Annotated in this window: 25 protein-coding genes; 15 read left to right on the forward strand and 10 right to left on the reverse strand. The window is 68.6% G+C overall.

What is annotated here, in order from left to right; all coding sequences use genetic code 11:
* Positions 1-8 precede the first annotated feature (8 nt).
* From urtE to urtA, 5 genes are all read right to left on the reverse strand, one after another.
* Entirely contained in the window at positions 9-701 is a 693-nt protein-coding gene (gene urtE, locus ACIO52_RS00730; RefSeq protein WP_189025293.1) for an urea ABC transporter ATP-binding subunit UrtE, read from the reverse strand.
* On the reverse strand, positions 694-1,506 hold the full coding sequence (gene urtD, locus ACIO52_RS00735; protein ID WP_218722070.1) for an urea ABC transporter ATP-binding protein UrtD: 813 nt from the start codon (positions 1,504-1,506) through the stop codon (positions 694-696). The genes urtE and urtD overlap by 8 nt, the downstream gene beginning before the upstream one ends.
* Positions 1,503-2,639 (reverse strand): urea ABC transporter permease subunit UrtC, encoded by a 1,137-nt coding sequence (gene urtC, locus ACIO52_RS00740; RefSeq protein WP_402640508.1) that lies wholly within the window; start codon positions 2,637-2,639, stop codon positions 1,503-1,505. The genes urtD and urtC overlap by 4 nt, the downstream gene beginning before the upstream one ends.
* Positions 2,636-3,520, reverse strand: a complete 885-nt coding sequence (gene urtB / locus ACIO52_RS00745; RefSeq protein ID WP_218722068.1) for an urea ABC transporter permease subunit UrtB — start codon at positions 3,518-3,520, stop codon at positions 2,636-2,638. The genes urtC and urtB overlap by 4 nt, the downstream gene beginning before the upstream one ends.
* A 160-nt stretch (positions 3,521-3,680) precedes the next feature.
* A complete protein-coding gene (gene urtA, locus ACIO52_RS00750) occupies positions 3,681-4,931 on the reverse strand; it encodes an urea ABC transporter substrate-binding protein (protein WP_218722067.1) in 1,251 nt (416 codons plus the stop codon).
* A gap of 341 nt (positions 4,932-5,272) precedes the next feature.
* Between urtA and ACIO52_RS00755 the strand changes: the two genes are divergently transcribed.
* On the forward strand, positions 5,273-7,102 hold the full coding sequence (locus ACIO52_RS00755) for an acyl-CoA dehydrogenase (RefSeq protein ID WP_402640511.1): 1,830 nt from the start codon (positions 5,273-5,275) through the stop codon (positions 7,100-7,102).
* 9 nt (positions 7,103-7,111) lie between these two features.
* On the opposite strand, the gene ramB is transcribed toward ACIO52_RS00755, so the two are convergent.
* The gene (ramB, locus tag ACIO52_RS00760; RefSeq protein ID WP_218722065.1) at positions 7,112-8,518 is read right to left on the reverse strand and encodes an acetate metabolism transcriptional regulator RamB; all 1,407 of its coding nucleotides are present in this window, start codon (positions 8,516-8,518) and stop codon (positions 7,112-7,114) included.
* Between the two features lie 94 nt (positions 8,519-8,612).
* Here ramB and ACIO52_RS00765 point away from each other — a divergent pair, with 94 nt between their 5' ends.
* From ACIO52_RS00765 to ACIO52_RS00785, 5 genes are all read left to right on the forward strand, one after another.
* Positions 8,613-10,133 carry an ATP-dependent DNA ligase gene (locus ACIO52_RS00765; protein ID WP_402640515.1) on the forward strand — a complete coding sequence of 507 codons (1,521 nt, stop codon included), beginning with the start codon at positions 8,613-8,615 and terminating at the stop codon, positions 10,131-10,133.
* Between the two features lie 63 nt (positions 10,134-10,196).
* The gene (locus ACIO52_RS00770; protein WP_218722063.1) at positions 10,197-11,381 is read left to right on the forward strand and encodes an inorganic phosphate transporter; all 1,185 of its coding nucleotides are present in this window, start codon (positions 10,197-10,199) and stop codon (positions 11,379-11,381) included.
* A 12-nt stretch (positions 11,382-11,393) separates the two neighbouring features.
* The gene (locus tag ACIO52_RS00775) at positions 11,394-11,675 is read left to right on the forward strand and encodes a hypothetical protein (RefSeq protein ID WP_218722062.1); all 282 of its coding nucleotides are present in this window, start codon (positions 11,394-11,396) and stop codon (positions 11,673-11,675) included.
* 11 nt (positions 11,676-11,686) lie between these two features.
* Entirely contained in the window at positions 11,687-12,043 is a 357-nt protein-coding gene (locus tag ACIO52_RS00780; RefSeq protein ID WP_255588740.1) for a DUF3349 domain-containing protein, read from the forward strand.
* Positions 12,044-12,214: 171 nt separating this feature from the next.
* A complete protein-coding gene (locus ACIO52_RS00785) occupies positions 12,215-12,814 on the forward strand; it encodes a TetR/AcrR family transcriptional regulator (RefSeq protein ID WP_218722060.1) in 600 nt (199 codons plus the stop codon).
* 57 nt (positions 12,815-12,871) lie between these two features.
* On the opposite strand, the gene ACIO52_RS00790 is transcribed toward ACIO52_RS00785, so the two are convergent.
* On the reverse strand, positions 12,872-13,885 hold the full coding sequence (locus ACIO52_RS00790; protein ID WP_218722059.1) for an alpha/beta hydrolase family protein: 1,014 nt from the start codon (positions 13,883-13,885) through the stop codon (positions 12,872-12,874).
* A 245-nt stretch (positions 13,886-14,130) separates the two neighbouring features.
* Here ACIO52_RS00790 and ACIO52_RS00795 point away from each other — a divergent pair, with 245 nt between their 5' ends.
* From ACIO52_RS00795 to ACIO52_RS00810, 4 genes are all read left to right on the forward strand, one after another.
* Positions 14,131-14,925, forward strand: coding sequence for an ABC transporter ATP-binding protein (locus tag ACIO52_RS00795; protein ID WP_255588739.1), 795 nt, complete (start codon positions 14,131-14,133; stop codon positions 14,923-14,925).
* Entirely contained in the window at positions 14,922-15,767 is an 846-nt protein-coding gene (locus ACIO52_RS00800; protein WP_402640521.1) for an ABC transporter permease, read from the forward strand. The genes ACIO52_RS00795 and ACIO52_RS00800 overlap by 4 nt, the downstream gene beginning before the upstream one ends.
* Positions 15,764-16,567 (forward strand): ABC transporter permease subunit, encoded by an 804-nt coding sequence (locus ACIO52_RS00805; protein ID WP_316576243.1) that lies wholly within the window; start codon positions 15,764-15,766, stop codon positions 16,565-16,567. Before ACIO52_RS00800 ends, ACIO52_RS00805 begins: the two co-directional genes overlap by 4 nt.
* A gap of 68 nt (positions 16,568-16,635) precedes the next feature.
* A complete protein-coding gene (locus ACIO52_RS00810; protein ID WP_316576242.1) occupies positions 16,636-17,700 on the forward strand; it encodes an ABC transporter substrate-binding protein in 1,065 nt (354 codons plus the stop codon).
* A 2-nt stretch (positions 17,701-17,702) separates the two neighbouring features.
* Here ACIO52_RS00810 and ACIO52_RS00815 read toward each other — a convergent pair whose 3' ends face one another.
* Positions 17,703-18,719: an XdhC family protein gene (locus ACIO52_RS00815; protein ID WP_218722051.1), complete on the reverse strand. Its 1,017-nt coding sequence runs from the start codon at positions 18,717-18,719 to the stop codon at positions 17,703-17,705.
* Between the two features lie 15 nt (positions 18,720-18,734).
* On the reverse strand, positions 18,735-19,331 hold the full coding sequence (locus ACIO52_RS00820; protein ID WP_218722050.1) for an NTP transferase domain-containing protein: 597 nt from the start codon (positions 19,329-19,331) through the stop codon (positions 18,735-18,737).
* A 126-nt stretch (positions 19,332-19,457) separates the two neighbouring features.
* Here ACIO52_RS00820 and uraD point away from each other — a divergent pair, with 126 nt between their 5' ends.
* The 5 genes from uraD (at position 19,458) to ACIO52_RS00845 (ending at position 23,530) form a co-directional block, all read left to right on the forward strand.
* Positions 19,458-19,952 (forward strand): 2-oxo-4-hydroxy-4-carboxy-5-ureidoimidazoline decarboxylase, encoded by a 495-nt coding sequence (gene uraD, locus ACIO52_RS00825; protein WP_218722049.1) that lies wholly within the window; start codon positions 19,458-19,460, stop codon positions 19,950-19,952.
* Positions 19,949-20,266: a hydroxyisourate hydrolase gene (uraH, locus tag ACIO52_RS00830; RefSeq protein ID WP_218722048.1), complete on the forward strand. Its 318-nt coding sequence runs from the start codon at positions 19,949-19,951 to the stop codon at positions 20,264-20,266. Before uraD ends, uraH begins: the two co-directional genes overlap by 4 nt.
* 8 nt (positions 20,267-20,274) lie before the next feature.
* Positions 20,275-21,180 (forward strand): factor-independent urate hydroxylase, encoded by a 906-nt coding sequence (pucL, locus tag ACIO52_RS00835; RefSeq protein WP_402640527.1) that lies wholly within the window; start codon positions 20,275-20,277, stop codon positions 21,178-21,180.
* Entirely contained in the window at positions 21,168-22,538 is a 1,371-nt protein-coding gene (locus tag ACIO52_RS00840; protein WP_402640530.1) for an 8-oxoguanine deaminase, read from the forward strand. The genes pucL and ACIO52_RS00840 overlap by 13 nt, the downstream gene beginning before the upstream one ends.
* 146 nt (positions 22,539-22,684) lie before the next feature.
* Positions 22,685-23,530, forward strand: coding sequence for an FAD binding domain-containing protein (locus ACIO52_RS00845; protein WP_316576374.1), 846 nt, complete (start codon positions 22,685-22,687; stop codon positions 23,528-23,530).
* 2 nt (positions 23,531-23,532) lie between these two features.
* Here ACIO52_RS00845 and ACIO52_RS00850 read toward each other — a convergent pair whose 3' ends face one another.
* On the reverse strand, positions 23,533-23,931 hold the full coding sequence (locus ACIO52_RS00850) for a helix-turn-helix domain-containing protein (protein WP_218722045.1): 399 nt from the start codon (positions 23,929-23,931) through the stop codon (positions 23,533-23,535).
* Between the last annotated feature and the right edge of the window lie 18 nt (positions 23,932-23,949).

The following is a 23,949-nucleotide window of genomic DNA, read 5'->3' on the forward strand; positions in this document are numbered from 1 at the left end:
GCCTTCGGTCAGATCGCCATCGCCGCGCGGACCGCGGATTCGGCACCGGCACCGCCCTCGCCCGAGGACCCCAGATGCCCCGAGTGCAGCACGTAGTAGTGCTGAGCGGCTTGCAGCGCGAAGCCGATGTGCTGCTCCACCAGCAGCACGCTGAGTCCGCCGCGCTGGGTGAGATCGATGATGGTGCGCTCGATCTCGGCCACCACCGAGGGCTGGATGCCCTCGGTCGGCTCGTCGAGGATGAGCAGCTTGGGTTCGGTGATCAGCGCGCGCGCGATGGCCAGCTGCTGCCGCTGACCGCCCGAGAGCAGGCCGGCCTTGCGGGTCAGCAGCTCACGCAGCGCGGGGAACAGCTCGAGCGATTCCTCGATCAGCGCCTTGCCGCGCTTGCGCCCGTCCGCCACGACCTGCAGGTTCTCGGCGGTGGTCAGCTGGGGGAAACTCTGCTGCCCCTGCGGCACGTAGGCGATACCGCGCTTGACCCGCTGCGACGGGGACAGCTTGGTGATCTTGTCGCCGTCGAAGGTGATCGTGCCCGACTTGGTCGGCAGCAGGCCGACCGCGGTGCGCAGCAGCGTGGTCTTGCCCGCGCCGTTGTGGCCCATGATGGCGACCACGCTGTCGTCGGGCACGGTCAGGCTGACACCGTGGATGACCTCGGTGCGCCCGTAGCCGGAGTGGATGTCGTGTAGTTCAAGCATCGGCGGACTCCTTGTTCGTCGCGTCCCCGGCCAGTGCCGCGGTGCCGAGATAGACCTCCTGCACCTTCGGATCGGCCTGCACCTCTTCGACGCTGCCCTCGCTGAGCACCTTGCCGCCCGCGAGGACGGTGACCGAGGTGGCGAAGGAGCGCATGAAGTCCATGTCGTGCTCGACGACGACGACCACGCGGTCACCGCCGATGCGGCGCAACAGGTTTCCGGTCTCCTCGCGTTCCTCGGCGCTCATGCCCGCGACCGGTTCGTCGAGCAGCAGTACCGAGGCGTTCTGCACCAGCAGCATGCCGATCTCGAGCCACTGCTTCTGTCCGTGCGCCAGCACCCCGGCGGGCTTGTCCCGCAGCGCGGTCAGACCCGTTGTCTCCAAGGCCTCTTCGATGCTCGGCAGCACCGACTTGCGCGCCCGCAACAGCGACAGCGCCGAGCGGCCCGCCCCCGCCGCGATGTCCAGGTTCTGCAGCACGCTGAGCTGCTCGAACACGCTCGCGGTCTGGAAGGTGCGGCCGACGCCGAGGCGGGCGATCTGGTGCACCTTCTTGCCGAGCAGCTCGGTGCCGGATTTCTGGGCCGAGCCGGTGGCCGGCACCAGGCCGGTGATGGCGTCGATGAGCGTGGTCTTGCCCGCGCCGTTGGGGCCGATCAGGAACCGCAGGTCGCCCTGGAGCACCGTCAGGTCGACATCGGTGACCGCCTTGAACCCGTCGAAACTGACCGAGAGACCGCGGATTTCGAGGTAGTCGCTGTCCATGCCCGCGTTGCCGCCCGCTTTGGGCTCGTGTGTGGTCATCGCGCTTCCACCTTCTCCTCGGTGACGACGGGTGCGGGTGCGGCGGGCGTCGCCGGGGCCGGTTCGGGGGTGCGGCTGTGCCACCAGCCCTTGAACAGCGGCCACAGCCCGGCCAGCCCGGCGGGGATGAAGCCGACGACCACGATGAACAGCACGCCCTGCAGGTAGGTCCAGCCCGAGGGGAACGACTCCGACAGCGAGGTCTGCGCCCAGGCGACGCCGATCGCGCCGAGAACCGGGCCGAGCAGGGTGGTGCGGCCGCCGATCGCGACGCCGATGAGGAACGCGATGGACGGGACGACACCGATGTCGGCGGGGGAGATGATGCCGACGATCGGGGTGAACAGCGCACCGGCGATGCCGGCCAGGAACGCCGCCACCACGTAGGCGACGATCTTGATGTTGGCCGGGTCGTAGCCGAGGAAGCGCACCCGCTCCTCCGCGTCGCGCACCGCGACCAGCAGTTCGCCGTAGCGGCTGCGGTTGAGCTGCCGGATCAGCGCGACGACCAGCAGCAGCGTGCCCGCGGCGATGAAGAACAGCATCTGGCGGTTGGCCGGGTCGGAGAGCCGGAACCCGAAGAAGGACCGGAAGTCCGACAGGCCGGTGAAGCCGCCGATGGCCTGCTGCCCGGTGAGCAGGATGGCCAGCGCCGCGGCCAGCGCCTGGCTCAGGATGGCGAAGTACGCGCCCCGCACCCGGCGCTTGAACACGCCGTAGCCGAGCACGGCGGCCACCAGCGCGGGCAGCACCAGGATGGCGAGAATCGCCATCGGCGCCGAGGCGAAGGGCTGCCAGAACCCGGGCAGTTCGCTGATGCCGGAGATCTCCATGAACTCCGGGACGTCGTTGCCGAGGCGGGCGGCGTCGGCGAGCTGCATGTGCATGGCCATGATGTAGGCGCCGATGCCGAAGAACACGCCCTGGCCCAGGGTGAGCATGCCGCCGCGGCCCCACGCCAGCCCGATCCCCGCCGCCACGATGGCGAAGCAGAGGAACTTGGCGAGCAGGTTCAGGCGGAAGTCGCTCAGCACCGCCGGGGCAACCGCGAACAAGAGGAAGGCGGCGATCGCGAACCCGGCGAGCGGGGTCAGCCGGGGGTAGGCGCGGAGACGTTCCTTGAGTGCGGTCATGCCAGACTCCTTGTCCGCACGGTGAACAGACCCTGCGGGCGAACCTGCAGGAAGATGACGATCAGCACGAACACGATGACCTTCGCGATGGACGCGGTGGTCGAGTATTCGATGAAGGAGTTGAGCAGGCCGAGCGCGAACGCCGCGATGACCGTGCCCTTGATCTGGCCGAGGCCGCCGATCACGACCACCAGGAACGCGTCGATCAGATAGCTCTGGCCGATGGTGGGGCTGGTCGAGCCGATCAGGGTCAAGGCCACACCGGCCACGCCGGCCAGGCCGGAACCGATGAAGAACGTGCTGATATCGGTGAACCGCGAAGAGATGCCGGAGGTTTCGGCCAGGCCGCGGTTCTGCACGACGGCGCGGATACGACGGCCCATCGGGGTGGTCTTGAGGACCGCGGCCAGTGCGGTCACCGCGACGATCGCCAGCACCAGGATGAAGATGCGGGTCTTGGGCACCACCGCGCCCGCGATGGTGATGCCGCCGCTGAGCCATTCGGGCACCAGCACGTTCTTGGCGGGCGCGCCGAAGATGTCACGCGCGGCCTGCTGCAACACCAGGCCGACACCGAAGGTGACCAGCAGCGTGTCCAGCGGGCGGTCGTACATGTAGCGGATCAGGCCCATTTCCAGGGCGGCGCCGAGCAGGCCGCCGATCAGGAAGCCCATGAACAACGAGACGACCAGTGAGACGCCCGCCGACGAGAAGACTTGCTGCACAACGTAGGTGGTGTAGCAGCCGGCCATGATGAACTCGCCGTGGGCCATGTTGATGACGCCCATCTGACCGAAGGTCAGCGCTAGGCCGAGGGCGGCGAGCAGAAGAATTGAACCGAGGCTCAACCCGGTGAAGAGTTGGCCGATGAGTACATCCATGTGAGTTCCCTGCGATCGGTGACCACGAGCGGCCGACCTCGAGGAGGCCCGTTCGCGGCCGGCTCGCCGCCGACCGGCCGAGACGCTGCGCCTCGGCGCGGGTATCGGCCGGTCGGTGGTGAGCCTTGGGGGCCGCGAACACGTCGCGGCCACGCGACAGCTACTTCAAGCCCTTGGCCCAGTCGTAGGACTTCAGGTACGGGTCCGGGGTGATCGCCTTGCCCGAGTCCCACACCGTGTAGATCAGGCCGTCCGGCCGGATCTCGCCGATGCGGGCGGTCTTGGTGATGTGGTGGTTGGAGCCGTCGATGGTGACGGTGCCCTCGGGGGCTTCGAAGCTGACGCCGTCAGCGGCGGCCTGCACGTCGGCCACGGCGAAGGACTTGGCCTTCTCGACGGTGTTCTTCCACAGGAAGACCGAGGCGTAGGCGGCTTCCATCGGGTCCGAGGTGGGCTTGTCGGCGCCGAAGGCGGCCTTGTAGTCGGCGACGAACTTCTTGTTCACCGGGGAGTCGACAGTCTGGTAGTAGTTCCAGGCGGTCAGCTGGCCCGCGATGTTCTGCGCGCCGATGCCGGCGACCTCCTCCTCGGCGATCGACACCGAGACCACCGGCATCTCAGCTGCTTTCAGGCCCGCGTTGGTGTACTCGCGGAAGAACGCGACGTTGGAGTCGCCGTTGAGGGTGTTGAAGACCGCGCCCGCCTTGGCGTTGCGGACCTTGTTGACGATGGTGGAGAAGTCGGTCGAGCCGAGCGGGGTGTAGTCCTCGCCCTTGATCTCGATGCCGTTGGCCGCGGCGTAGGCCTTGATCTCGCGGTTGGCGGTCTGCGGGAAGACGTAGTCCGAGCCGACCAGGTAGAGGGACTTGATGCCCTTCTGCTTGAGGTAGTCCAGCGCGGGGATGATCTGCTGGTTGGTGGTGGCGCCGGTGTAGAAGATGTTCTTGCTGTCTTCCAGGCCCTCGTACTGCACGGGGTAGTACAGCAGCGAGTTCAGGCTCTCGAACTTGGGCTTCATGGCCTTGCGGCTCGAGGAGGTCCAGCCGCCGAACACCGCGGCGACACAGTCGGAGCTGATCAGCTTCTCCGCCTTCTCGGCGAAGGTCTTCGGGTCGGAGGCGCCGTCTTCGAGGACGATCTCGATCTTCTTGCCCAGCACACCGCCCGCGGCGTTGATCTGATCGATCGCCAGCTTGGTCGAATTGGCCACGGTGACTTCGGAAATGGCCATGGTGCCCGACAGCGAGTGCAGCGAGCCCACCTTGATGGTGTCCTTGGTGGTGTCGACGCAGGATGCTGCGGTCGTGCCGGACGACGCGTCGTCGCGGGCACCGCAACCGGTGAGCAACAGGCCTGCGATGGCCACCGCGGCAGGCACCGTGAGTGCCTTGACCAAACGGGATTCAGACATGGGGCGGTTCTCCTCATCAGGTGTTACGGCGGCGCCATGCGCGCCACAACGAACACCGCCGCGGTCTGCCCCGGTGACTGGATGTACACCGAGTTGTATACAGCGGCTGTATTCGTGAGCGGAACAGTAGAGGGAACTTGTTGCACCGGAATATCTCTCGGTCACGTGTCCGTTTCGTCTGTTTCATCCGTGTGAACAAATGCTCGGCGCCTGGTGCGGGGGGCTGCGCGCCTACGGTTGCGTAGGGACGCCACGGTGCGGCACGCTTCGAATTCGTACGACGTCGAACAGCCGGAACACGCGGCGCTCGGGCCGGGTGTGGTCAGTCGAGGAGGAGCCCAGTGGGGCACTACAAGGCGAACGTGCGTGACATCGAGTTCAATCTGTTCGAGGTGCTCAACCTCGACAAGCTCCTGGATACCGGCGCCTACGGCGACCTGGACTCCGAGACGGTGCGGCAGATCCTCGACGAGGTCAGGCGCCTGGCCGAGGGGCCGATCGCGGACTCGTTCGCCGAGGCCGACCGGCACCCCGTGGTCTTCCATCCCGACACCTTCGACATCTCCGTGCCCGAACCGTTACGCAAGACGGTCGACGCGGTGCACGAGGCGGGCTGGTTCCGCCTCGGCATGCCGGAGGGCATGGACGGCACCGCCGCCCCGAACGTGCTGATGTGGGCGATCAACGAGCTCGTCATCTGCGCCAACCCGGCGGCCAGCTTCTTCAACATGGGCCCGCTGATGGGCTCGGTGCTCTACGAGATCGGTACCGACGAGCAGAAACGCTGGGCGCGTGGCGGATTCGAGCGCGGATGGCAGGGCACCATGGTGCTCACCGAGCCCGACGCGGGGTCCGATGTCGGCGCGGGCCGCACCAAGGCCGTGCCGCAGCCGGACGGATCCTGGCACATCGAGGGCGTGAAGCGGTTCATCTCCGGTGGTGACGTGGGCGAGGTGGCGGAGAACGTCTTCCACCTGGTGCTCGCCCGGCCGGAGGGCGCCGGTCCCGGCACCAAGGGGTTGTCGCTGTTCTACGTGCCGAAGTTCCTCTTCGATCCCGAGACGCTCGAGCTCGGCGACCGCAACGGGGTGTACGTGACCGGGGTCGAGCACAAGATGGGGCTCAAGTCCTCGCCGACCTGTGAGGTCACCTTCGGCGGCACCGCGGTGCCCGCCAAGGGCTGGCTGGTCGGCGACGTGCACAACGGCATCGCGCAGATGTTCAAGGTGATCGAGAACGCGCGAATGACGGTGGGCGTGAAGTCGTCCGGGACGCTGTCGACGGGGTATCTGAACGCGCTGGAGTACGCCAAGACGCGGGTGCAGGGCGCGGATCTGACGCAGATGTCGGACAAGGCGGCGCCGCGCGTCACCATCACCCATCACCCCGATGTGCGTCGGTCGCTGGCCATGCAGAAGGCCTACGCGGAGGGACTGCGCGCGGTGTATCTGTATACCGCCGCGCATCAGAACGAGGACGTGGCACAGCTCGTCTCCGGCGCCGACGCGGAGCTGGCGCACCGGGTGGACGACCTGTTGCTGCCGATCGTGAAGGGCGTCGGCTCGGAGCGGGCCTACCAGTTGCTCACCGAATCGCTGCAGACCTTCGGCGGCTCCGGCTATCTGCAGGACTACCCGATCGAGCAGTACATCCGCGACGCCAAGATCGACTCGCTCTACGAGGGCACCACCGCCATCCAGGCACAGGACTTCTTCTTCCGCAAGATCATTCGCGATCGCGGCGTCGCGCTGGCGCACCTCAACGGGCAGATCACCGCCTACCTGGACAGCGATACCGGCCGCTTCGCCACCGAACGCGCCCTGCTGCGCACCGCCCAGGCCGACGTCGGCGCCATGGCCGCCACCCTCACCGGCTACGCCATGGCGGGCCAGACCGACCCCACCGAGCTCTACAAGGTCGGCCTCGGCTCGGTGCGCTTCCTGATGGCGGTCGGCGACCTGCTCATCGCCTGGCGTCTGCTGGTCCAGGCCGACATCGCCGCCGCGGCCCTGGCCGCCGACGCCGCCCCCAAGGACCGCCCCTTCTATCAGGGCAAGGTGGCCGCGGCCTGCTTCTTCGCCAAGAACGTCCTGCCCGAACTCGCCGCCACCAAGAACATCCTCGCCGCCATCGACAACGACATCATGTCCATCCCGGAGGACGCCTTCTGAGGACTCGCCCTACTTGATCAGGTAGGGCGAGACCGAGCTGCGGTGTTCGCTGATGTCGAGGGCCTTGCCGAGCGGGGGGAAGGCGCGTTGGGGGCAGTTGGAGCGGACGCAGACCCGGCAGCCCGCGCCGATGGGAGTGGCCGTGGCTTCGCCGAGGTCGATGCCGTCGGCGTAGACCACCCGGCCGGCGTGGCGCAGTTCGCAGCCCAGGCCGATGGCGAAGGTCTTGCTGGGCTGGCCGTAGCGGGTGGCACGGCGTTCGACGGTGCGGGCGACCCAGAGGTATTTGCGGCCGTCGGGCATCTGCGCGATCTGGGTCATGATCTTGCCGGGGTAGGCGAAGGTCTCGTAGACGTTCCACAGCGGGCAGGTGCCGCCACTGGCGGAGAAGTGGAAACCGGTGGCGGACTGGCGTTTCGACATGTTGCCCGCGCGGTCGACGCGGACGAAGGAGAACGGCACGCCGCGCAGGCTCGGTCGTTGCAGGGTCGAGAGCCGGTGGCAGATGGTCTCGTAACTCTGGGAGAAGAAGGCCGACAGCCGCTCGATGTCGTAGCGGAAATCCTCGGCCACCTCGTGGAAGTGGGTGTAGGGCAACACCGTCGCCGCCGCGAAGTAGTTCGCCAGGCCGAGCATGGCCAGCTTGTGTGACGCCTCGGAGGCGAAATTGCCCTCCTCGACCAGCTTGTCGAGCAGCGGCCCGCATTCGAGATAGGCCAGTTCGGCGGCCAGCTTGAAGGTGCGCTGTCCGCCGGACAGGTGCGGGGAGATCTCGAGCTGCTTGGTCTCGGGATCGAAATGGTGCAGCACGCCCTCGCCCAGGTCGATCCGCTCGACGATCCGCACCCCGTGCGAGCGCAGCAGCCGGACGATCTCGGTGCTCACCTCACCGCCGTGGAACCGGATGCGCGCGGTGAGGTCCTCGGCCGCGGTGTCGAGCTCGTCGATGTAGTTCTGGCGCTGATAGAAGTAGTCGCGCACTTCCTCGTGCGGCTTGCTGATCGCGGCGCTGCCGGAACCGTCGGAGAAGCGGTCCTCGGTCGCGGCGGCCAGCTGCGCGCTGGTGTTGCGGTATCGGTTGTGCATGGCGACCAGGGCTCGCGCCATGCTCGGATGCGCCGAGACCATGTCGGCGATCTCTTGGGTGTCGGCCTCGATGCCGAGTTCGGCGTCCATCACGACTTCCTGCAACTCGGCGATGAGCCGGGTGTCGTCGTGGGCGGAGAAGAAGGCCGGGTCGACGCCGAAGACCTCGTTGATCCGCTTGAGCACGGGCACCGTCAACGGCCGCACGTCGTGCTCGATCTGGTTGAGATAGCTGGCCGAGATCTCCAGCTTCTGGGCCAGTGCGACCTGGCTCAGCCCGCGCTCGGTACGCAGCTGGCGCAGCCGCGCACCGACATAGGTCTTGGCCATATGTCCAGTTTATGGGCGGTTTCGCAACCTTGCCAATGGATTCTTAACAGCGTGGGCTGAGCGATGTGTCACACCGTCGCGCTACGGTCGTCGAGTGCTGTTCAGCGATGTCGTCGCGGCCTCGGCGGCCGTGCGAGCGACCCGGTCGCGCAAGGCGAAGATCGCCGCGCTGGCCGAGCTCTTCGCCGCCGCGAGCCAGGAAGAGATCGGGACCGTTGTCGCCTGGTTGTCCGGTGAGCTGGTGCAGGGCCGGATCGGCGCGGGGTGGCGCACCGTCGCCGGTCTGGAAACCCCGCCGAGCGCCGAGCCGCGCCTGACCGTCCACGAAGTGGACGGCGTCTTCACCGCGCTCACCGGGCTCAGCGGCACCGGGTCGACGCTGCGCAGACGCGAACTGCTGACGGCGCTGTTCACCGCCGCGACCGAGGACGAACAGTCCTTCCTGATCCGGCTGCTCACCGGAGAACTGCGCCAGGGCGCGCTCACCGCGGTCGTCGTCGAGGCGCTGGCGCAGGCTACCGGTATCCCGGTCGAGGTCGTGCGGCGCGCGCACATGCTCTCCGGTCAGCTGCCCGCGACGGCCGTCGCCGCGCTCACCGGCGGCGCGGCCGCGTTGAGCGCGTTCCGGCTCGAGGTCGGCAGGCCGGTCGCGCCGATGCTCGCGTCGCCGGGCGGCTCGCTGGACGAGGCGCTGGCCGAACTCGGCCCGCAGGTGAGCGTCGAACACAAGCTCGACGGCGCCCGGATCCAGGTGCACCGCGACGGCGAGCGCGTGTGGGTCTTCACCCGCACGCTGCGCGACATCACCGCGAGCGTGCCCGAGCTGGTCGAGCTGGTCGGCGGTCTCGACTGCGCTGGCGTGGTGCTGGACGGGGAGACCCTCGCGCTGACCGACGCGGGCAGGCCGCGCCCGTTCCAGGAGACGATGAGCCGGTTCGCGACCGTCGGTGAGGACGCCAGGGAACTGCTGCTGCACCCGTATTTCTTCGACTGCCTGCACCTGGACGGCGTCGACCTGATCGACGAACCGTTGCGGGTCCGCCGCGCGGCGCTGGCCCGGGTGGCGGGCGCGCACATGATCCCGGCGGTGATCGCCCCCGATGCCGAGGCCGCCGCCGAGTACTACGACGACGCGCTGGCCGTCGGCAACGAGGGCGTGATGGTCAAGGCCCTGGACGCGCCGTACGCGGCGGGCCGGCGCGGCAAGGCGTGGCAGAAGATCAAACCGGCGCACACCCTCGACCTGCTGGTGATCGGCGCGGAGTGGGGCTACGGCAGGCGCACGGGATTCCTGTCGAACCTGCATCTGGCCGCGCGCGACCCGGAGACGGGCGAGCCGGTGATGGTCGGCAAGACGTTCAAGGGCCTCACCGACGAGCTGCTGCGCTGGCAGACCGCGGAGTTCCCGCGTCACCAGACCCACACCGACGGCCACGCCGTGTTCCTGCGCCCGCGGCTGGTCGTCGAGATCGCGCTCGACGGCGTCCAGACCAGCACCAGGTATCCGGGCGGTGTCGCGCTGCGCTTCGCCAGGGTGCTGCGCTACCGGCCGGACAAGGAGCCGGAGCAGGCCGACACCATCGACGCGGTGCGCGCGCTGAGCGTCGCGAGCTGACCTGTTCGAGACTTACCTGCAACAGTTTGGCAATCCGGTATCGGCATACGACACACTGTTCGGGTGAGCGCCGAACTAATGGTCCTGTTGATCGTCATCGTCACAGCTCTCGCATTCGACTTCACCAACGGATTCCACGACACGGCCAACGCCATGGCGACCTCGATCGCCACCGGCGCGCTCAAGCCGCGCGTGGCGGTGGCGCTCTCCGGCGTGCTGAATCTGATCGGCGCCTTTCTGTCGGTATCGGTGGCGGCGACTGTGGCCAAGGGCATCGTTCAACTGAACGACGTGGGCGGTCAGGACCTCCTCGTCATCGTCTTCGCCGGGCTGGTCGGCGGCATCCTGTGGAACCTGCTGACCTGGCTGCTCGGACTGCCGTCGAGTTCCTCGCACGCGCTGTTCGGCGGCCTGATCGGCTCGACGATCGCCGCGCTGGGCTGGAACGGCGTGATCTGGGCGTCGGGCTCGGAGGGCGTGCTGATCAAGATCGTGCTGCCCGCGATCCTGGCCCCGGTGATCGCCGCGATGGTCGGTGCCATCGCCACCTTCCTGGTGTACCGGATCACGCACGGCGTCGACGAGGACAAGGCGAACGAGGGCTTCCGCTGGGGCCAGATCGGGTCCGCGTCGCTGGTCTCGCTGGCCCACGGCACCAACGACGCGCAGAAGACGATGGGCATCATCTTCCTGGCGCTGGTGGCCTACGGCACGCTCGACAAGGACGACCACATGCCGCTGTGGGTGATGGCGGCGTGTGCGGTGGCCATCGCGCTGGGCACCTATCTCGGCGGCTGGCGGATCATCCGGACCCTGGGCAAGGGTCTGGTCGAGATCGAGTCGCCGCAGGGTCTGTCCGCCGAGTCCACCTCGGCGGCGATCATCCTCACCTCCGCGCACTTCGGGCTGCCGCTGTCGACCACCCAGACCGCGACCGGCGCGATCCTGGGCACCGGCATCGGCAAGCGCGCCGAGGTGCGGTGGCGGGTGATGGGCCGGATGGCCGTGGCCTGGCTGCTGACGCTGCCGATGGCAGGCATCGTCGGCGCGATCTGCTGGGCCATCGCGCACCTCATCGGCGGCCTGGCCGGCGTCCTGGTGGTGTTCGCGATCCTGATCGCCGGCGCGCTCGGCATCTACCTCCGGTCGCGGCGTGACCCGGTCGGCACCCACAATGTGAACGAGTGGCCCGAGGGTGTGCCGCCCGCGGCGACGCCGTCGTCGGTCGAACAGAACCACGCCGGGTAGAAGGGAGCGAACGTGCATACCGTGATCACGAATCTGAGTTCACTGTGGGAAGTGGTGCTGGCCGCGCTGGTCTTCGGCGCCGGGGTGCCCGCGGTCTTCGCCTTCGCGGTGCGGTGGTGGGCCCAGGCGGAGACGGTCGACGCCGAGGGTCGCGTCCGCCGGAACTACCCGGCGCTGGCCGGTGCGCTGATCTGTGTGGTCGTCATCGTCATGGTGGTGATCACCGGAATCCTGTTCACCGCCAAGGCGTTCATCGCCCATCAGTTCGGCATCCATCTGTTCGGTCAAGCATGAGCGAGGACGCGATGACAGATCCGATTCCCACTCCCGCCGTTCGGGGCAACCTGCTCTCCCGCGTGCTCGGCTGGCTGCGCGCCGGGTATCCACAGGGCATCCCGCAATCGGACTATGTCGCGCTGTTCGCGGTCCTGCACCGGCACCTCACCGACTACGAGGTGGTGGTCATCGGGGAGAAACTGATCGAAGCCAACCCGAACCGGGAATCGATCAGCGAGGCGGAGATCGAAGCGGCCATCGCCGATTTCGCCAAGCAGCAACCGGCCCCCGACGACGTCTCACGGGTGGCCTCGCATCTGGCCGCGGGTGGCTGGCCATTGGCCGAGCCGCTCGACGAAGGTGAACCGGCGCCCGAACAGAACTGACGTTACCCGCGCGACAATTACGCTGGGCCAGGGGAATTCGTGGCAGCACCGATTTCCGATTCGCCCGGATGCCCGGCGGGTGCGCGCTAGCATGCACGGGTGGTTCGGCGTGTGGATGAAACCGATAGTGGTCGTAGTTACGGTGGATTGTCGCGCCAGCAGCGAGTGGCCATGCGGCGTAACCGGTTGACCGATGCCGCACTGGAACTATTCGGCACCCAGGGTTATTCGTCGACCTCGATCGAACGTCTGTGCGCGACCGCGAATGTGTCGACCCGCAGTTTCTACGAGGACATCGGCAGTCGCGAGGCGCTGCTGATCGCGCTGGTCGACCGGCTCAACACCGCCGCGCTGCACCGTGTCGACGAGGCGCTGGCCCGCACCAGCGAGCAGCCGCTGGTGGTGCGGGTGGTGGAGAGCTTCCGCGCCTTTCTCGCCGTGACCTGCCGGGATCGCCGCGCGGCCAGGGTGTTCTACGTCGAGGTGGTCGGTGTGAGCCCGGCGGTGGAGGAGTGGCGACGCGCGCAGCGGCGATCGGTCTCCGGCCTGCTCACCAGGGAAGCCCAGCGCGCCGCCGCGCGCGGTGAAGCGGAATCGCGCAGCGTGCACCTGTTCACGCTGGCGTTGATCGGCGCGGTGAATTCCCTGGCCCAGGAGATGGTGCACGCGACCGTTCCCGGTGACGCGATCTCGGTCGACGAGATCTGCGACGAGATCGCCTATTTCATCCGGTCCGGGCTGTCGGTCCGTACCTCGGCGCTGCCGACCTGAACGCACGAAAAAGGGAGGCGTCCGATCGGATGCCTCCCTTTTCGGGTGTGCGGAGAATCAGATACCCATGCCCTGGGCGAGCATCGGCCACGACTCGTGCAGCGCCTGCTCCCAGTACGGCCAGTAGTGGGTGCCGACCGGGTTGAACATGTAGGTCGCCGGGATGTTCAGCGAGTCCAGCTTGGTCTTCAGGTTCTGTGTGCACGCGTTGGTCGCGGCTTCGATCGCGACGCCGAGGCCGAGGTTGACCACGCCCATAGGGCCGTTGCCCTCGGTGTAGTACCGCACGTCCTCCATCACCGGCAGGCCGCTGCCGCTGGAGATGTAGAGGTTGGTGCCGCGCAGCTTCTCGGCGTTGAGGACCGGGTCGTTGGCGACCCAGGCCGGGTCGTTGTCGGCGCCGTACATGTTCTCGGTGTCACCGCCCGCCCAGGTCTCCACGGAGAACTTGACGAACTGCCTGCCCATGGGGTCGGCGATCTGCGCGCAGCCGGAGTAGGCGGCGACGGACTTGAACAGGCCCGGCTTGGCCTCGGCCAGCTGCAGCACCGAGGTGCCGGAGGTGGACAGGCCGGCCAGCGAGTTGAGGCCGGTCGAGTTGAGGGTGCTGTCGAGCAGCGGGGGCAGCTCCTGGGTGAAGAAGGTGTTCCACTTGTTCAGGCCCAGGCGCGCGTCTTCCTTCTGCCAGTCGGCGTAGTAGCTGCCGCGGCCGCCGATCGGCTGGATGACATTGACCTGCTTGTCGGCCAGGAAGCCGAGCGCGTTGGTCTGCGCGGCCCAGCTGGCGGTGCCCTCACCGGCGTCGAGGCCGTTGAGCAGGTAGAGGTTGGGGGCGGGCTTGGACTCGTCGACCGGGCGCTGCACGTCGACGGTGATGTCCTTCTTCATCGCCGCCGAGTACACCTTCAGGTGCCAGGTGCGCCCGTCCTTGACGATCGACGACACGGCCGAGGGCTTCTCGGGTTCGGCCGATGCGGCGCCGCCTGCGATCACGGCCACCGACAGCGCGGCGGTCAGAGCCACGGCGGTGGTGCGCAGTGCGGCCACGGTACGTACAGCAGAGAGCTTCATCGAACAGTCGGTTCCAGTCCACGGGCCGTGTCGGCGCCGTCATCGCAGTGCTTCCCCCCTTGGCCGAACGATGCGCGCTCGACGGCTGCGGGGCTGTCAGATCCTCCGACACTCTATGTCCTCCGGCGGGACAGAATCGTTACTGGTTCACAATTGGCAGTGACCTCGAGCACGGTTAACGACCGCGCAATACTGCCCGCGAATCGGAAATACCGCCGCAACCAGCCGCTCTTATGGTGACGGCTATGGGTAAGGAAATCCCCGGCGGCGCGTCGGCCGGGATCGAGATCAGCGGGTTGAGCAAGTCGTTCCGGGTGGGTCGCGACACCGTGCGCGCGCTCGACTCGGTCGATCTGCGGACGTCGAACGGCGCATTCCTCTCCCTGCTCGGCCCGTCGGGTTGCGGTAAATCGACCGTTTTGCGAATTCTGGCCGGTTTGGACGAACCCACCGCGGGCACCGCCACCATCAACGGGCTGACGCCGGAGCGCTTGCGCGGCGGTCATCAGCTCGGGATCGCCTTCCAGGATTCGGCGCTGCTGCCCTGGCGCAGCGTGGAGTCGAACATCCGGTTGCCGTTGCAGGTCGCCGGGTTACCCGCCGAACCGGAGCGGATCGCCGAGCTGATCGCGCTGGTCGGCCTGGAGGGCTTCGAGAAGGCCAAGCCGGCACAACTGTCCGGCGGTATGCGCCAACGGGTTTCGATCGCGCGGGCACTGGTGGTGCAGCCGTCGGTGCTGTTGCTCGACGAACCGTTCGGCGCCCTCGACGATATGACCCGGCAGCGGCTGAACCTGGAGCTGCTGCGGATCTGGACCGAGAAGCCCGCCACGACGCTGATGGTCACCCACGGCATCGGTGAGGCGGTATTCCTTTCCGATGTGGTCGCGGTGATGAGCCCGCGCCCCGGCCGGGTACTGGAACTCGTCGACATCGATCTGCCGCGCCCGCGCACGCCCGAAATGATGCGGACGCCGGAATTCCACAAGCTCTGCGATTACCTTTCCGAGCTGCTGTTCGGCCGCGGTGGTGTGGCATGAGCGCGGCACTGGCGGAGCCAGGGCCGCCGGTCGAGGCGACGGGCGCGCGGCCACCGGTGAACGCGGTCCGCGCGCGGCGGGGAATCGGTGGCCACCGGCTGGCGGGTGCGCTGGGCGTGGCCGCGCTGATCGCGCTGTGGTGGGTGCTGGCGGCCGCGGGCGTGGCCGGTGGCACGGTGCCGACGCCGTGGCGGGTGCTGTCGACCATGTGGGCGGACGGTTGGGGTCTGTACGGCCCGAACTTCCGGGTGACCGCGGCGGGCGCGCTCCAGGGCTTCCTGTGGGGCAACGCGCTCGCGATCGGGCTCGCCGCGCTGATCATGCTGATTCCGCGCATCGAGCCGCTGGCTACCCAGCTGGCCATCCTGAGTTACTGCACGCCGCTGGTCGCCCTCGGCCCGATCATCCTGGTGGTCTTCGGCGGGCGCACCCCGACGGTGTTCCTGGCCGCCATGTACTGCTTCTTCACCACCATGGTCGGCGCGGTCACCGGCCTGCGCTCGGCCGATCCGGCGAGCCTGGACCTGGTGCGCGCCTACGGTGGCGGCCGCTGGCAGCAGCTGTACCGGGTGCGGGCGATCGCGGCGCTGCCGAATACGTTCGCCGCCTTGAAGATCGCCGCGCCGTCGGCGGTGCTCGGCGCGATCATCGGCGAGTACCTGGGCGGGGTCGACAGCGGGATCGGGGTCGCGCTGACGGCCGCGCAGACCGCCTACAACGTGCCGCGCACGTGGGGGATGGCGCTGGCCGCCGCCGCGCTGGCCGGGCTGGGCTACCTGCTGGTGGCCGTGGCAGCGCGACTGATCACCCCGTGGACGGCGACGACGGAGGAGCGGCGATGACGACCACCGTGCTGCGCCGGATCGGCCGGTTCCTGCTGCCGCTGGCGACCTCGCTGATCCTGCTGCTGGTCATCTGGTCGCTGTTCTTGCGGGCGTTCCCGCAGATCGGGCCCAGGGTCGGCAAGACGCCCTCGGACATCTGGCGCTACCTGGTGACCGCGCCGGGCGCCGCGACCGCCCGGCAGGCGATTCTCGACGACCTCGCGATCACCTTGCGCGACGCCACGATCGGCTTCACCGTCGGGATGCTCGGCGCGCTGGTGGTGGCCGCGCTGTTCGTGCTGTTCTCGGCGGTGCAGCAGACGTTCATGCCGGTGGCGATGCTGCTGCGGTCGGTGCCGCTGGTGGCGTTGAGCCCGATCGTGGTGCTGGTGTTCGGTCGCGGCACCGCGGGGGTGGCGGTGCTGACCGCGATCGTGGTGTTCTTCCCGGCCCTGGTGATGATCATGACCGGACTGCGCGAAGCGCCCAGGCAGGCCATGGAATTGGTGACCGCCTACGGCGGCACGCGGTGGACCCGGCTGCGGATGGTCGCGGTGCCCGCCGCGCTGCCCTCGGTGTTCGCCGCGGCGCGGGTCTCGGTGCCGGGCGCGCTGATCGGTGCGCTGCTGGGTGAATGGCTCGGCAGTGGAACGGGATTGGGCGCCAGTCTGGTGCGCGCCATTCCGATGTTCCAGTACAACCGGCTGTGGGCCTCGATCGTGGTGGTGACCGTGGTGTCGGTCCTGCTCTACGCGATCGTCGGGGTGATCGAGAATCTGGTGCTCGCGCGGTTCGGGCCGAGCGCCGGAAAGGCCTGATCCGGGAGGGAATAGCGGCGGAACGCGGACGCAAAGAGTACGAAACGCGGCGAAACTACATTCGGCGCATGAACAGTATCGACCGTCGTTCCTTTCTCCGCTATTCCGCGCTGACCGGCGCCGCGCTCGGTGGGGCGGGTCTGCTCGCCGCGTGCGGTGGCAGTTCGGGCAGTTCCTCGAACGGCTCGACCGATGACGGTTCGAAATACGGCAAGGTCGCGGTGCAGTTGTCGTGGCTGAAGAACATCGAATTCGCGGGCGAGTATTTCGCCGATTCGAAGGGATATTTCAAAGATGCGGGATTCGGTGCGGTAGACCTCATCGCGGGTGGTGCGGCGAGTACCTCGGTGGAAGCCGGGCTCGATACCGGGAAGGTGTGGATCGGGCTGTCCGCGCCGCAGACCACCGCGCCCGCGATCCTGGAAGGACTACCCGCCAAGATCGTCGGCGCGACCTATCAGAAGAATCCGTTCGCGATCGTCAGCTCGGCGGGCAAGCCCATCACCTCGCCCGCGGACATGAAGGGCCGCAAGATCGGCGTGCAGGACACCAACCAGCTGATCTTCAGCGCCCTGCTGGCCGCCAACGGGATCAAGCCGGGCGAGGTGACGGTGGTGCCCGCGCAGTTCGACCCGACACCGCTGGCCAACGGCGAGGTCGACGGCTGGGTCAGCTACGTGACCAACGAGCCGATCACCCTGGCCGCCAAGGGCTTCGCCAACAGCCACTTCCTGTTCGCCGATTTCGGCCTGCCGCTGGTCGCGGAGACGCTGACGGTCACCCAGAACACGATCGACTCCGAGCGCGACAAGCTCAAGGCGTTCCTGATCGCGGAGATCAAGGGCTGGAAGGACGCCGTCGCCGATCCCGCCGAGTCGGCCCGGCTGGCCGTCGAGGTCTACGGCAAGGACCAGAAGCTCGAGCTCGGCGAGCAGACCAAGGAGGCCATCGCGCAGAACGACTTGGTCGTCTCGGCCTCGACCAAGACCGACGGCCTGCTGTCGATGACCGACGCGCTGATCGAGCAGAACATTGCCGCGCTGCGCACCGCGAAGATCGACATCAAGGCCGAGCAGCTGTTCGACCTGTCGATCCTGCGCGAGGTCTACGCCGAGAACCCCGGGTTGAAGTAGTCCTAGATCGCCAGGCCGACCGTCGCCGATCCGAAGTCGCGGCGGGCGGCCAGGCGCAGGCCCGCGCGGGAGGCGAGGAAGTCGGCGGTGACGAAGACGGCGGTCTCGGCCGGGGTGCGCGGGCCCGATTCGAGGCCGGCGGGCACGTGCAGGCGGGCCAGGGTGGGCTCGTCGAAGCCGCCCGCGCGCAGGTCGTCGAGGCGACGGGCCTGGTCGGCGGGGGTGCCGAGCGCGGCGAGGTAGCCCAGCTCGGGTAGTCGTAAGGCGACGGTGAGCAGTGGGATCTCGAAGCGCGGCTCGTTGGCCAGCACCACGATGCCGGTGCTGCTGTCGATCTCGCCCGCGGCGGAGAGGGTGTTGAGGTAGCGGTGCGGCCAGTCCACGACGACCTCGGCCCCGGGGAACGAGGCCGGGTCGGCGAACTCGGGACGCGAATCGCAGATGCTGACCCGGTAGCCGATCATCCGGGCCTGCGCGGCCAGGGTGGCGGCATAGGCGTTGGCGCCGAAGATGATCAGGCGCGGCGGCGGGCAGTAGGAGGCGACGAACAGGTCGGACTCGGGCAGCGCGACGAGCTCGGTGGCGTGCTTGCGGTCGGTGACCAGATGCTGACCGATGACGTCGGGATCCTGGTTCCACACCACGGTGAACACGGTGACCCGGCGATGGGCCTGGATATCGGCGGCGATAGCGGGGAATTCCGGGAAATCGCGGCAGGAGAACGGCTCGATGAAGATGTCGACGAGTTCGCCGTCGTCGGATCCCGATTCCATTCCGGTGATCAGGCTGTAGCGGCGGAGTTGCCGGATCCCGGTCTGCGCGGCTTCCAGTGCCGCCTCGTAGACCGTCTCCTCCAGGCGCCCGGAAGCAATGGATCCGAAGACTCCGCCATTGGGTGTGACGAGCATTCCCGACCCGATCGGCAGCGCGTTCGTGCCGATGGTACGGACCACGGTGGCGAGGCCGCCGGTACGGCCCGAATGCCACACTCGCAGAAGGTCATCGAGGATATCGCGCATATCTCAAAACTCCGATCACCGTGCGCCGACTACCGGGAAATCGCGATCGTTCCCTGTCGCCAAGTCGTCGCACGTGACGCACACCATATCCTGACTGGTGCCCAAATAGGAACCGGCTCCCACATCGCCTACGGTCGCTGCCGAAATGGCGTCCCAGTGCTTGTTCTCGATCACAGCGGGGTGACCGGGTGTGTCGGAGAACACAGCGCGTGCCAGCCCGCTCTCGCTCGCCCGGGCCGCGGCGAGTACCCGTGCGACCACATCGGCCCCGATATCGGGAGTGTCGACGGGCAGGAACGCCACATACCGGGTGCCCGCCGCGGTGGCCGCGCGCAAGCCGGCGCGCACCGTCGCCGACAGTCCGGTAGCCCAGTCCGCGACCCAGCGCCACTCGGTGCCTGGCGGCAGCCCGACGACGGCCGGATCGGGGCCGGTGGCACCGAGCAGAACGATCACCGGATCGCAGCCGCCGTCGCGCAGGGCGGTGATCGCCGCGCGCAGCCAGGCGCCGTCCTCGGCGAGTGCCTTGGGTTTGCCGTAGCGGGTGCCCGCGCCCGCCGCGAGGACGACGCCCGTGCACGCCGACGGCACGGGCGGGTCGATCGGGGGCATAGCGGTGAAGGTAATGGCGCAATGTTGCCGCTCGATTACGGCAGGGCAGCGCGAGGACGACGACACGCCGACGTGACCGACCGCACATCGGTGGCCCGTGGCCGGGGATGGGGAGATGCTGGATCGATGACGAGCGAAGCGATCGGCCTCGCGGGATTCAACGAACTCCCCGCCGCGGCCGCCGAGACGGCATTGCTTGCCTGTTGCTCCGCACCGGGCTGGGCGCGGGCGATCGCCGCGGCGCGGCCCTACCCCAGCACGGACGCGCTGCTGGCGGCGGCCGATGCCGCCTCGGCCGCGCTCGATGACGCCGAGATCGACGCGGCGCTGGCCGGTCACCCGCGGATCGGGGATCGCCCCACCTCGGCGGCCTCGGCCCGCGAGCAGGCCGGCGTCGCCGGCGACGCCGTCAAGGCCGCGCTGGCCGCGGGCAACCGCGACTACGAGGCCAAGTTCGGCCATATCTATCTGGTTTGCGCGGCGGGACGCGGCGGCGAGGAGTTGCTCGCCGTCCTGCGGGCGCGGCTGGACAACGATCCGTCGACCGAGAGGCAGGTCATGCGCACCGAACTGGGGAAGATCAACCGGCTCCGCCTGGCCCGATTGGTGGCGGCGTCGTGACCGGGCTGAGCACGCACGTGCTCGACGCCGTGCGCGGTGTGCCCGCGGCGGGCGTCGCCGTGTGGCTGACGCGTGGCGAGCAGCGCCTCACCGAGGCGCTGACCGATGCCGACGGCCGGGTGAAAGAACTTGCCGCCGGGTTGAATCCGGGCGATTACCGCCTGTTCTTCGATACCGGTAGCTATTTCGCGGCGCAGGGAGTCGAGACCTTCTATCCCGAGGTCTGCGTCGCGTTCACGGTGGGTGAGCAGCCGCATCTGCATGTGCCGCTGCTGTTGTCGCCGTTCTCCTATTCCACCTACCGAGGGAGCTGAGCGAACAGATGGCATTGAGTGGTCCGATCGAGCTGACCGACAACCGCTACGGCAAGGCCGAGAACCGGGTTGTGCGTTTCCACAAGCAGAACGCGCGCCACGAGATCCGTGACGTGAACGTCTCGACCACGCTCCGTGGTGATTTCGCGGCGGCCTACACCGAGGGTGACCAGCGTCACGTCCTGCCCACCGACACCCAGAAGAACATGGCCTACGTCTTCGCGAAGCGACCCGGACTCGACACCGTCGAGGAGTACGCGATCGCGCTGGCCAAGCATTTCGCCGACACCGTGGAGCCGGTGACGAGCGCGCGCATCGATGTGGATTCCTATGGGTGGCAGCGGGTCTCGATCGGGGGCGAGGAGCACGATCACACCTGGGTGCGGCAAGGGCCGGAGGTGCGCACCGCCGCGGTGACCGTCGCGGGCACCGGCGCTGATCAGCGCACCTGGGTGATCGGCGGGATCAAGGACCTGGTGGTGCTCAAGTCCACCGGGTCGGAGTTCGCCGACTTCCTCACCGACGAGTACACGACCCTGGCGCCCACCCACGACCGGGTGCTGGCCACCTCGCTGATCGTGCAGTGGCGCTTCGCCGAGATCAGCGGATTCGACTGGGACGAGGTGTACGACGGCATCAGGGCCACGCTGCTCGAGCTGTTCGCGACGACCTACTCCAAGGCCTTGCAGCAGACCCTGCACGCGATGGGTACCGCCGCGCTGCAACGATTCCCGGTGCTCGCCGAGATCCGGTTGTCGGCGCCGAACAAGCACCATTTCGACTACGACCTCGCCCGATTCGGGATCGAGAACAACGGTGAGGTCTTCTGGGCGGCGGACCGCCCGTACGGCTCCATCCACGCGACCTTGCAGCGCGCGGACGCACCGGAGGCGGGCATCGCATGGCAGCCGTGAGCGCGCCCGATCTGCTGATCGCCGGTTGCGCGGTGGTGACCGTCGACGCGGTCGGCACCGAATACCGCGACGGCTGGGTCACGGTGCGGGGCAACCGGATCGACGCGATCGGCGCGGGCGCGCCGCCGGAATTCGGGCCGTCGGTGGCGCGGATCGACGGGCGCGGCTGCGTGCTCACGCCGGGGCTGGTCAACACCCACCACCACCTGTATCAGTGGATCACCCGTGGGCTGGCCGCCGACAACACCCTGTTCGAATGGCTGACCACGCTGTATCCGGTGTGGGCGCGGATCGACGAGAAGTCGGTGCGGGTGGCGGCGACCGGCGCGCTGATCTCGCTGGCGCGCAGCGGCTGCACCACGTCCTCGGACCATCACTACGTCTTCCCGCGCTCAGGCGGCGATCTGCTGGCCGCCGAGATCGGGGCGGCCTCGGCGGTCGGGCTGCGGTTCCATCCGGCGCGTGGGTCGATGGATCTGGGGCAGAGCAAGGGCGGGCTGCCGCCCGACGACGTGGTCGAGTCGATCGACGACATCCTGGCCGCGAGCAGCGCGGCGATCGAGCAGTGGCACGATCCGTCCTTCGACGCGATGGTGCGAATCGCGCTCGCGCCGTGCTCGCCGTTCTCGGTGACCGCGGACCTGATGCGGGAATCGGCCGCGCTGGCCAGGTCGGCGGGCGTGCGGCTGCACACCCACCTGGCCGAGACCGTCGACGAGCAGGACTTCTGCCGGTCGAGCTTCGGGTGTACCCCCGCGCAGTACATGGAACAGCTGGGCTGGCTCGGTGACGACGTCTGGTTCGCCCACGCCGTGCACCTCGACGATCCGGCGATCGCCGCGATGGCGCACACCGGGACCGGCGTCGCGCACTGCCCCACCTCCAACGGCAGGCTGGGCGCTGGCATCGCACGGACCGCGGATCTGGTGGCCGCCGGGGTGCCGGTCGGGCTGGGTGTCGACGGCGCGGCCAGCAACGAGTCGAGTTCGATGATCGAGGAACCGCGCAACGCGCTGCTGTACGCGCGGGCCGTCGGCGGGCCACGCGCGATGACCGTGCGCGCCGCGCTGGAGCTGGCGACGATGGGCGGGGCGCGGGTGCTGGGCCGGGCCGCCGAGATCGGGTCGATCGAGCCGGGCAAGCTGGCCGATCTGGCGCTGTGGCGGCTCGACACTCCGGCGCACGCGGGGATCGAGGACCCGGTCGTGGCGCTGGTGCTCGGGTCGGCGCCGCCGCTGGCCGCGTTGCTCGTCGACGGGCGCGAAGTGGTGCGCGACGGGGTCGTCACCACCGTGGACGAGGCGTCCGCCGGGGCCGACGTCGCCCAGGCCCAGGCCACCCTGCTGGCCGGCGCGTGAGTGCGTCCAGGTGCGCTGAGCTGCCCTTTCGGCGCACACTGGAGGGCGTACACCGGGTTAACCGCCGCGCAATCTGCGGCGGGCGTCGCGCAACATCGTGGCAACTCCCGGCCCCTACTGTGGCCGGTGAGGTAAGCGAGGTGAACGTGGATCTGGACACTGTTCGAGAGGTGGTTCTCGCCCGTGATCGCGCCGACCTGGCCCAGGTCGGCGCCGGGAGCGCGGTCCTGGCCGGTGGCACGTTCCTGTTCTCCGAACCGCACGATCGGCTCGACCGGCTCGTCGACATCACCACCCTCGGCTGGGCGCCGATGCTGGAGCGCGGCGACGGGCTCGAGATCGCCGCGACCTGCACGCTGGCCGACTTCGCGGGCGCGCGTCCCGGCCGGGAACTGGGGTCGGCCGTCCTGCGGCCCGAGTGGCCCGGGACGGCGCTGTTCGCGCAGTCCTGTCGGGCCCTGCTGGCCTCGCACAAGATCTGGCGCACCGCGACGGTCGGCGGGAACGTCTGCCTGTCGCTGCCCGCCGGTGCGGTCCTCGGCGCGCTGGTGGCGCTGGACGCGACGGCCGTCATCTGGCCGCGTGGTGGTGGGGAACGTCGAATTCCATTGCGGGACTTCGTCACCGGCCCCGGCGAGAACATTCTCGCCGCCGGTGCCGTCGTCCGCTCGTTCCTGGTGCCGACGGCGAGTCTGTTGGCGCGCACCGGTTTCCGCAAGATCGCGCTGGCCCCGCTCGGACGTTCCGGGGCGGTGGTGATGGGCAGGCGCGAGGCCGACGGACGGTGCGCGATCACCGTCACCGCCGCGACCGTGCGGCCGGTGGTGCTCGACTTCGACACGGTGCCCACCGAATTCGATCTCGCGGCCGCGCTGGCCGAGCTGGAGCCGCAGGTGTGGTTCGACGATCCGCACGGTGCGCCGGACTGGCGCGCGCACGTCACCGGGTTGCTGGCCGCCGAGGTGGCCGCCGAACTCAGGGGGTCCTCGTGAGCTCAGGACCGCGCGTCGTAGGCGGCGCGGGCGCGCAGCACCTGATCCATGTGCTGCTCGGCCCAGCCCTTGATGGTCCGCATGACCGGCAGCAGTTCCTCGCCGAGCGGGGTCAGCCGGTACTCCACCCGGACCGGCACCTCGGGCAGCACGGTGCGCGCGAGCAGGCCGTCGCGTTCCAGATTGCGCAGGGTCTGGGTGAGCATCTTCTGGCTCACACCGGCCAGTCGCTGGTTGACCTCGCTGTAGCGCAGCGGGCCCTCGGCCAGCGCGTTGATCGCCAGGCTGACCCATTTGTCGCCGATCCGGTCCAGCAGCTGCCTGGCCGGGCACTCGGCCACGTAGGCGTTGTAGGCCGCGCCCGCCTCGGCGCGGCGCTCGGCGGCGGTGCGTGTGGTCATGGCTCTCCCTCGCGTGCG

This window comes from Nocardia sp. NPDC087230 (genome assembly GCF_044744725.1).
In the GTDB taxonomy this organism is placed as follows: domain Bacteria; phylum Actinomycetota; class Actinomycetes; order Mycobacteriales; family Mycobacteriaceae; genus Nocardia; species Nocardia canadensis.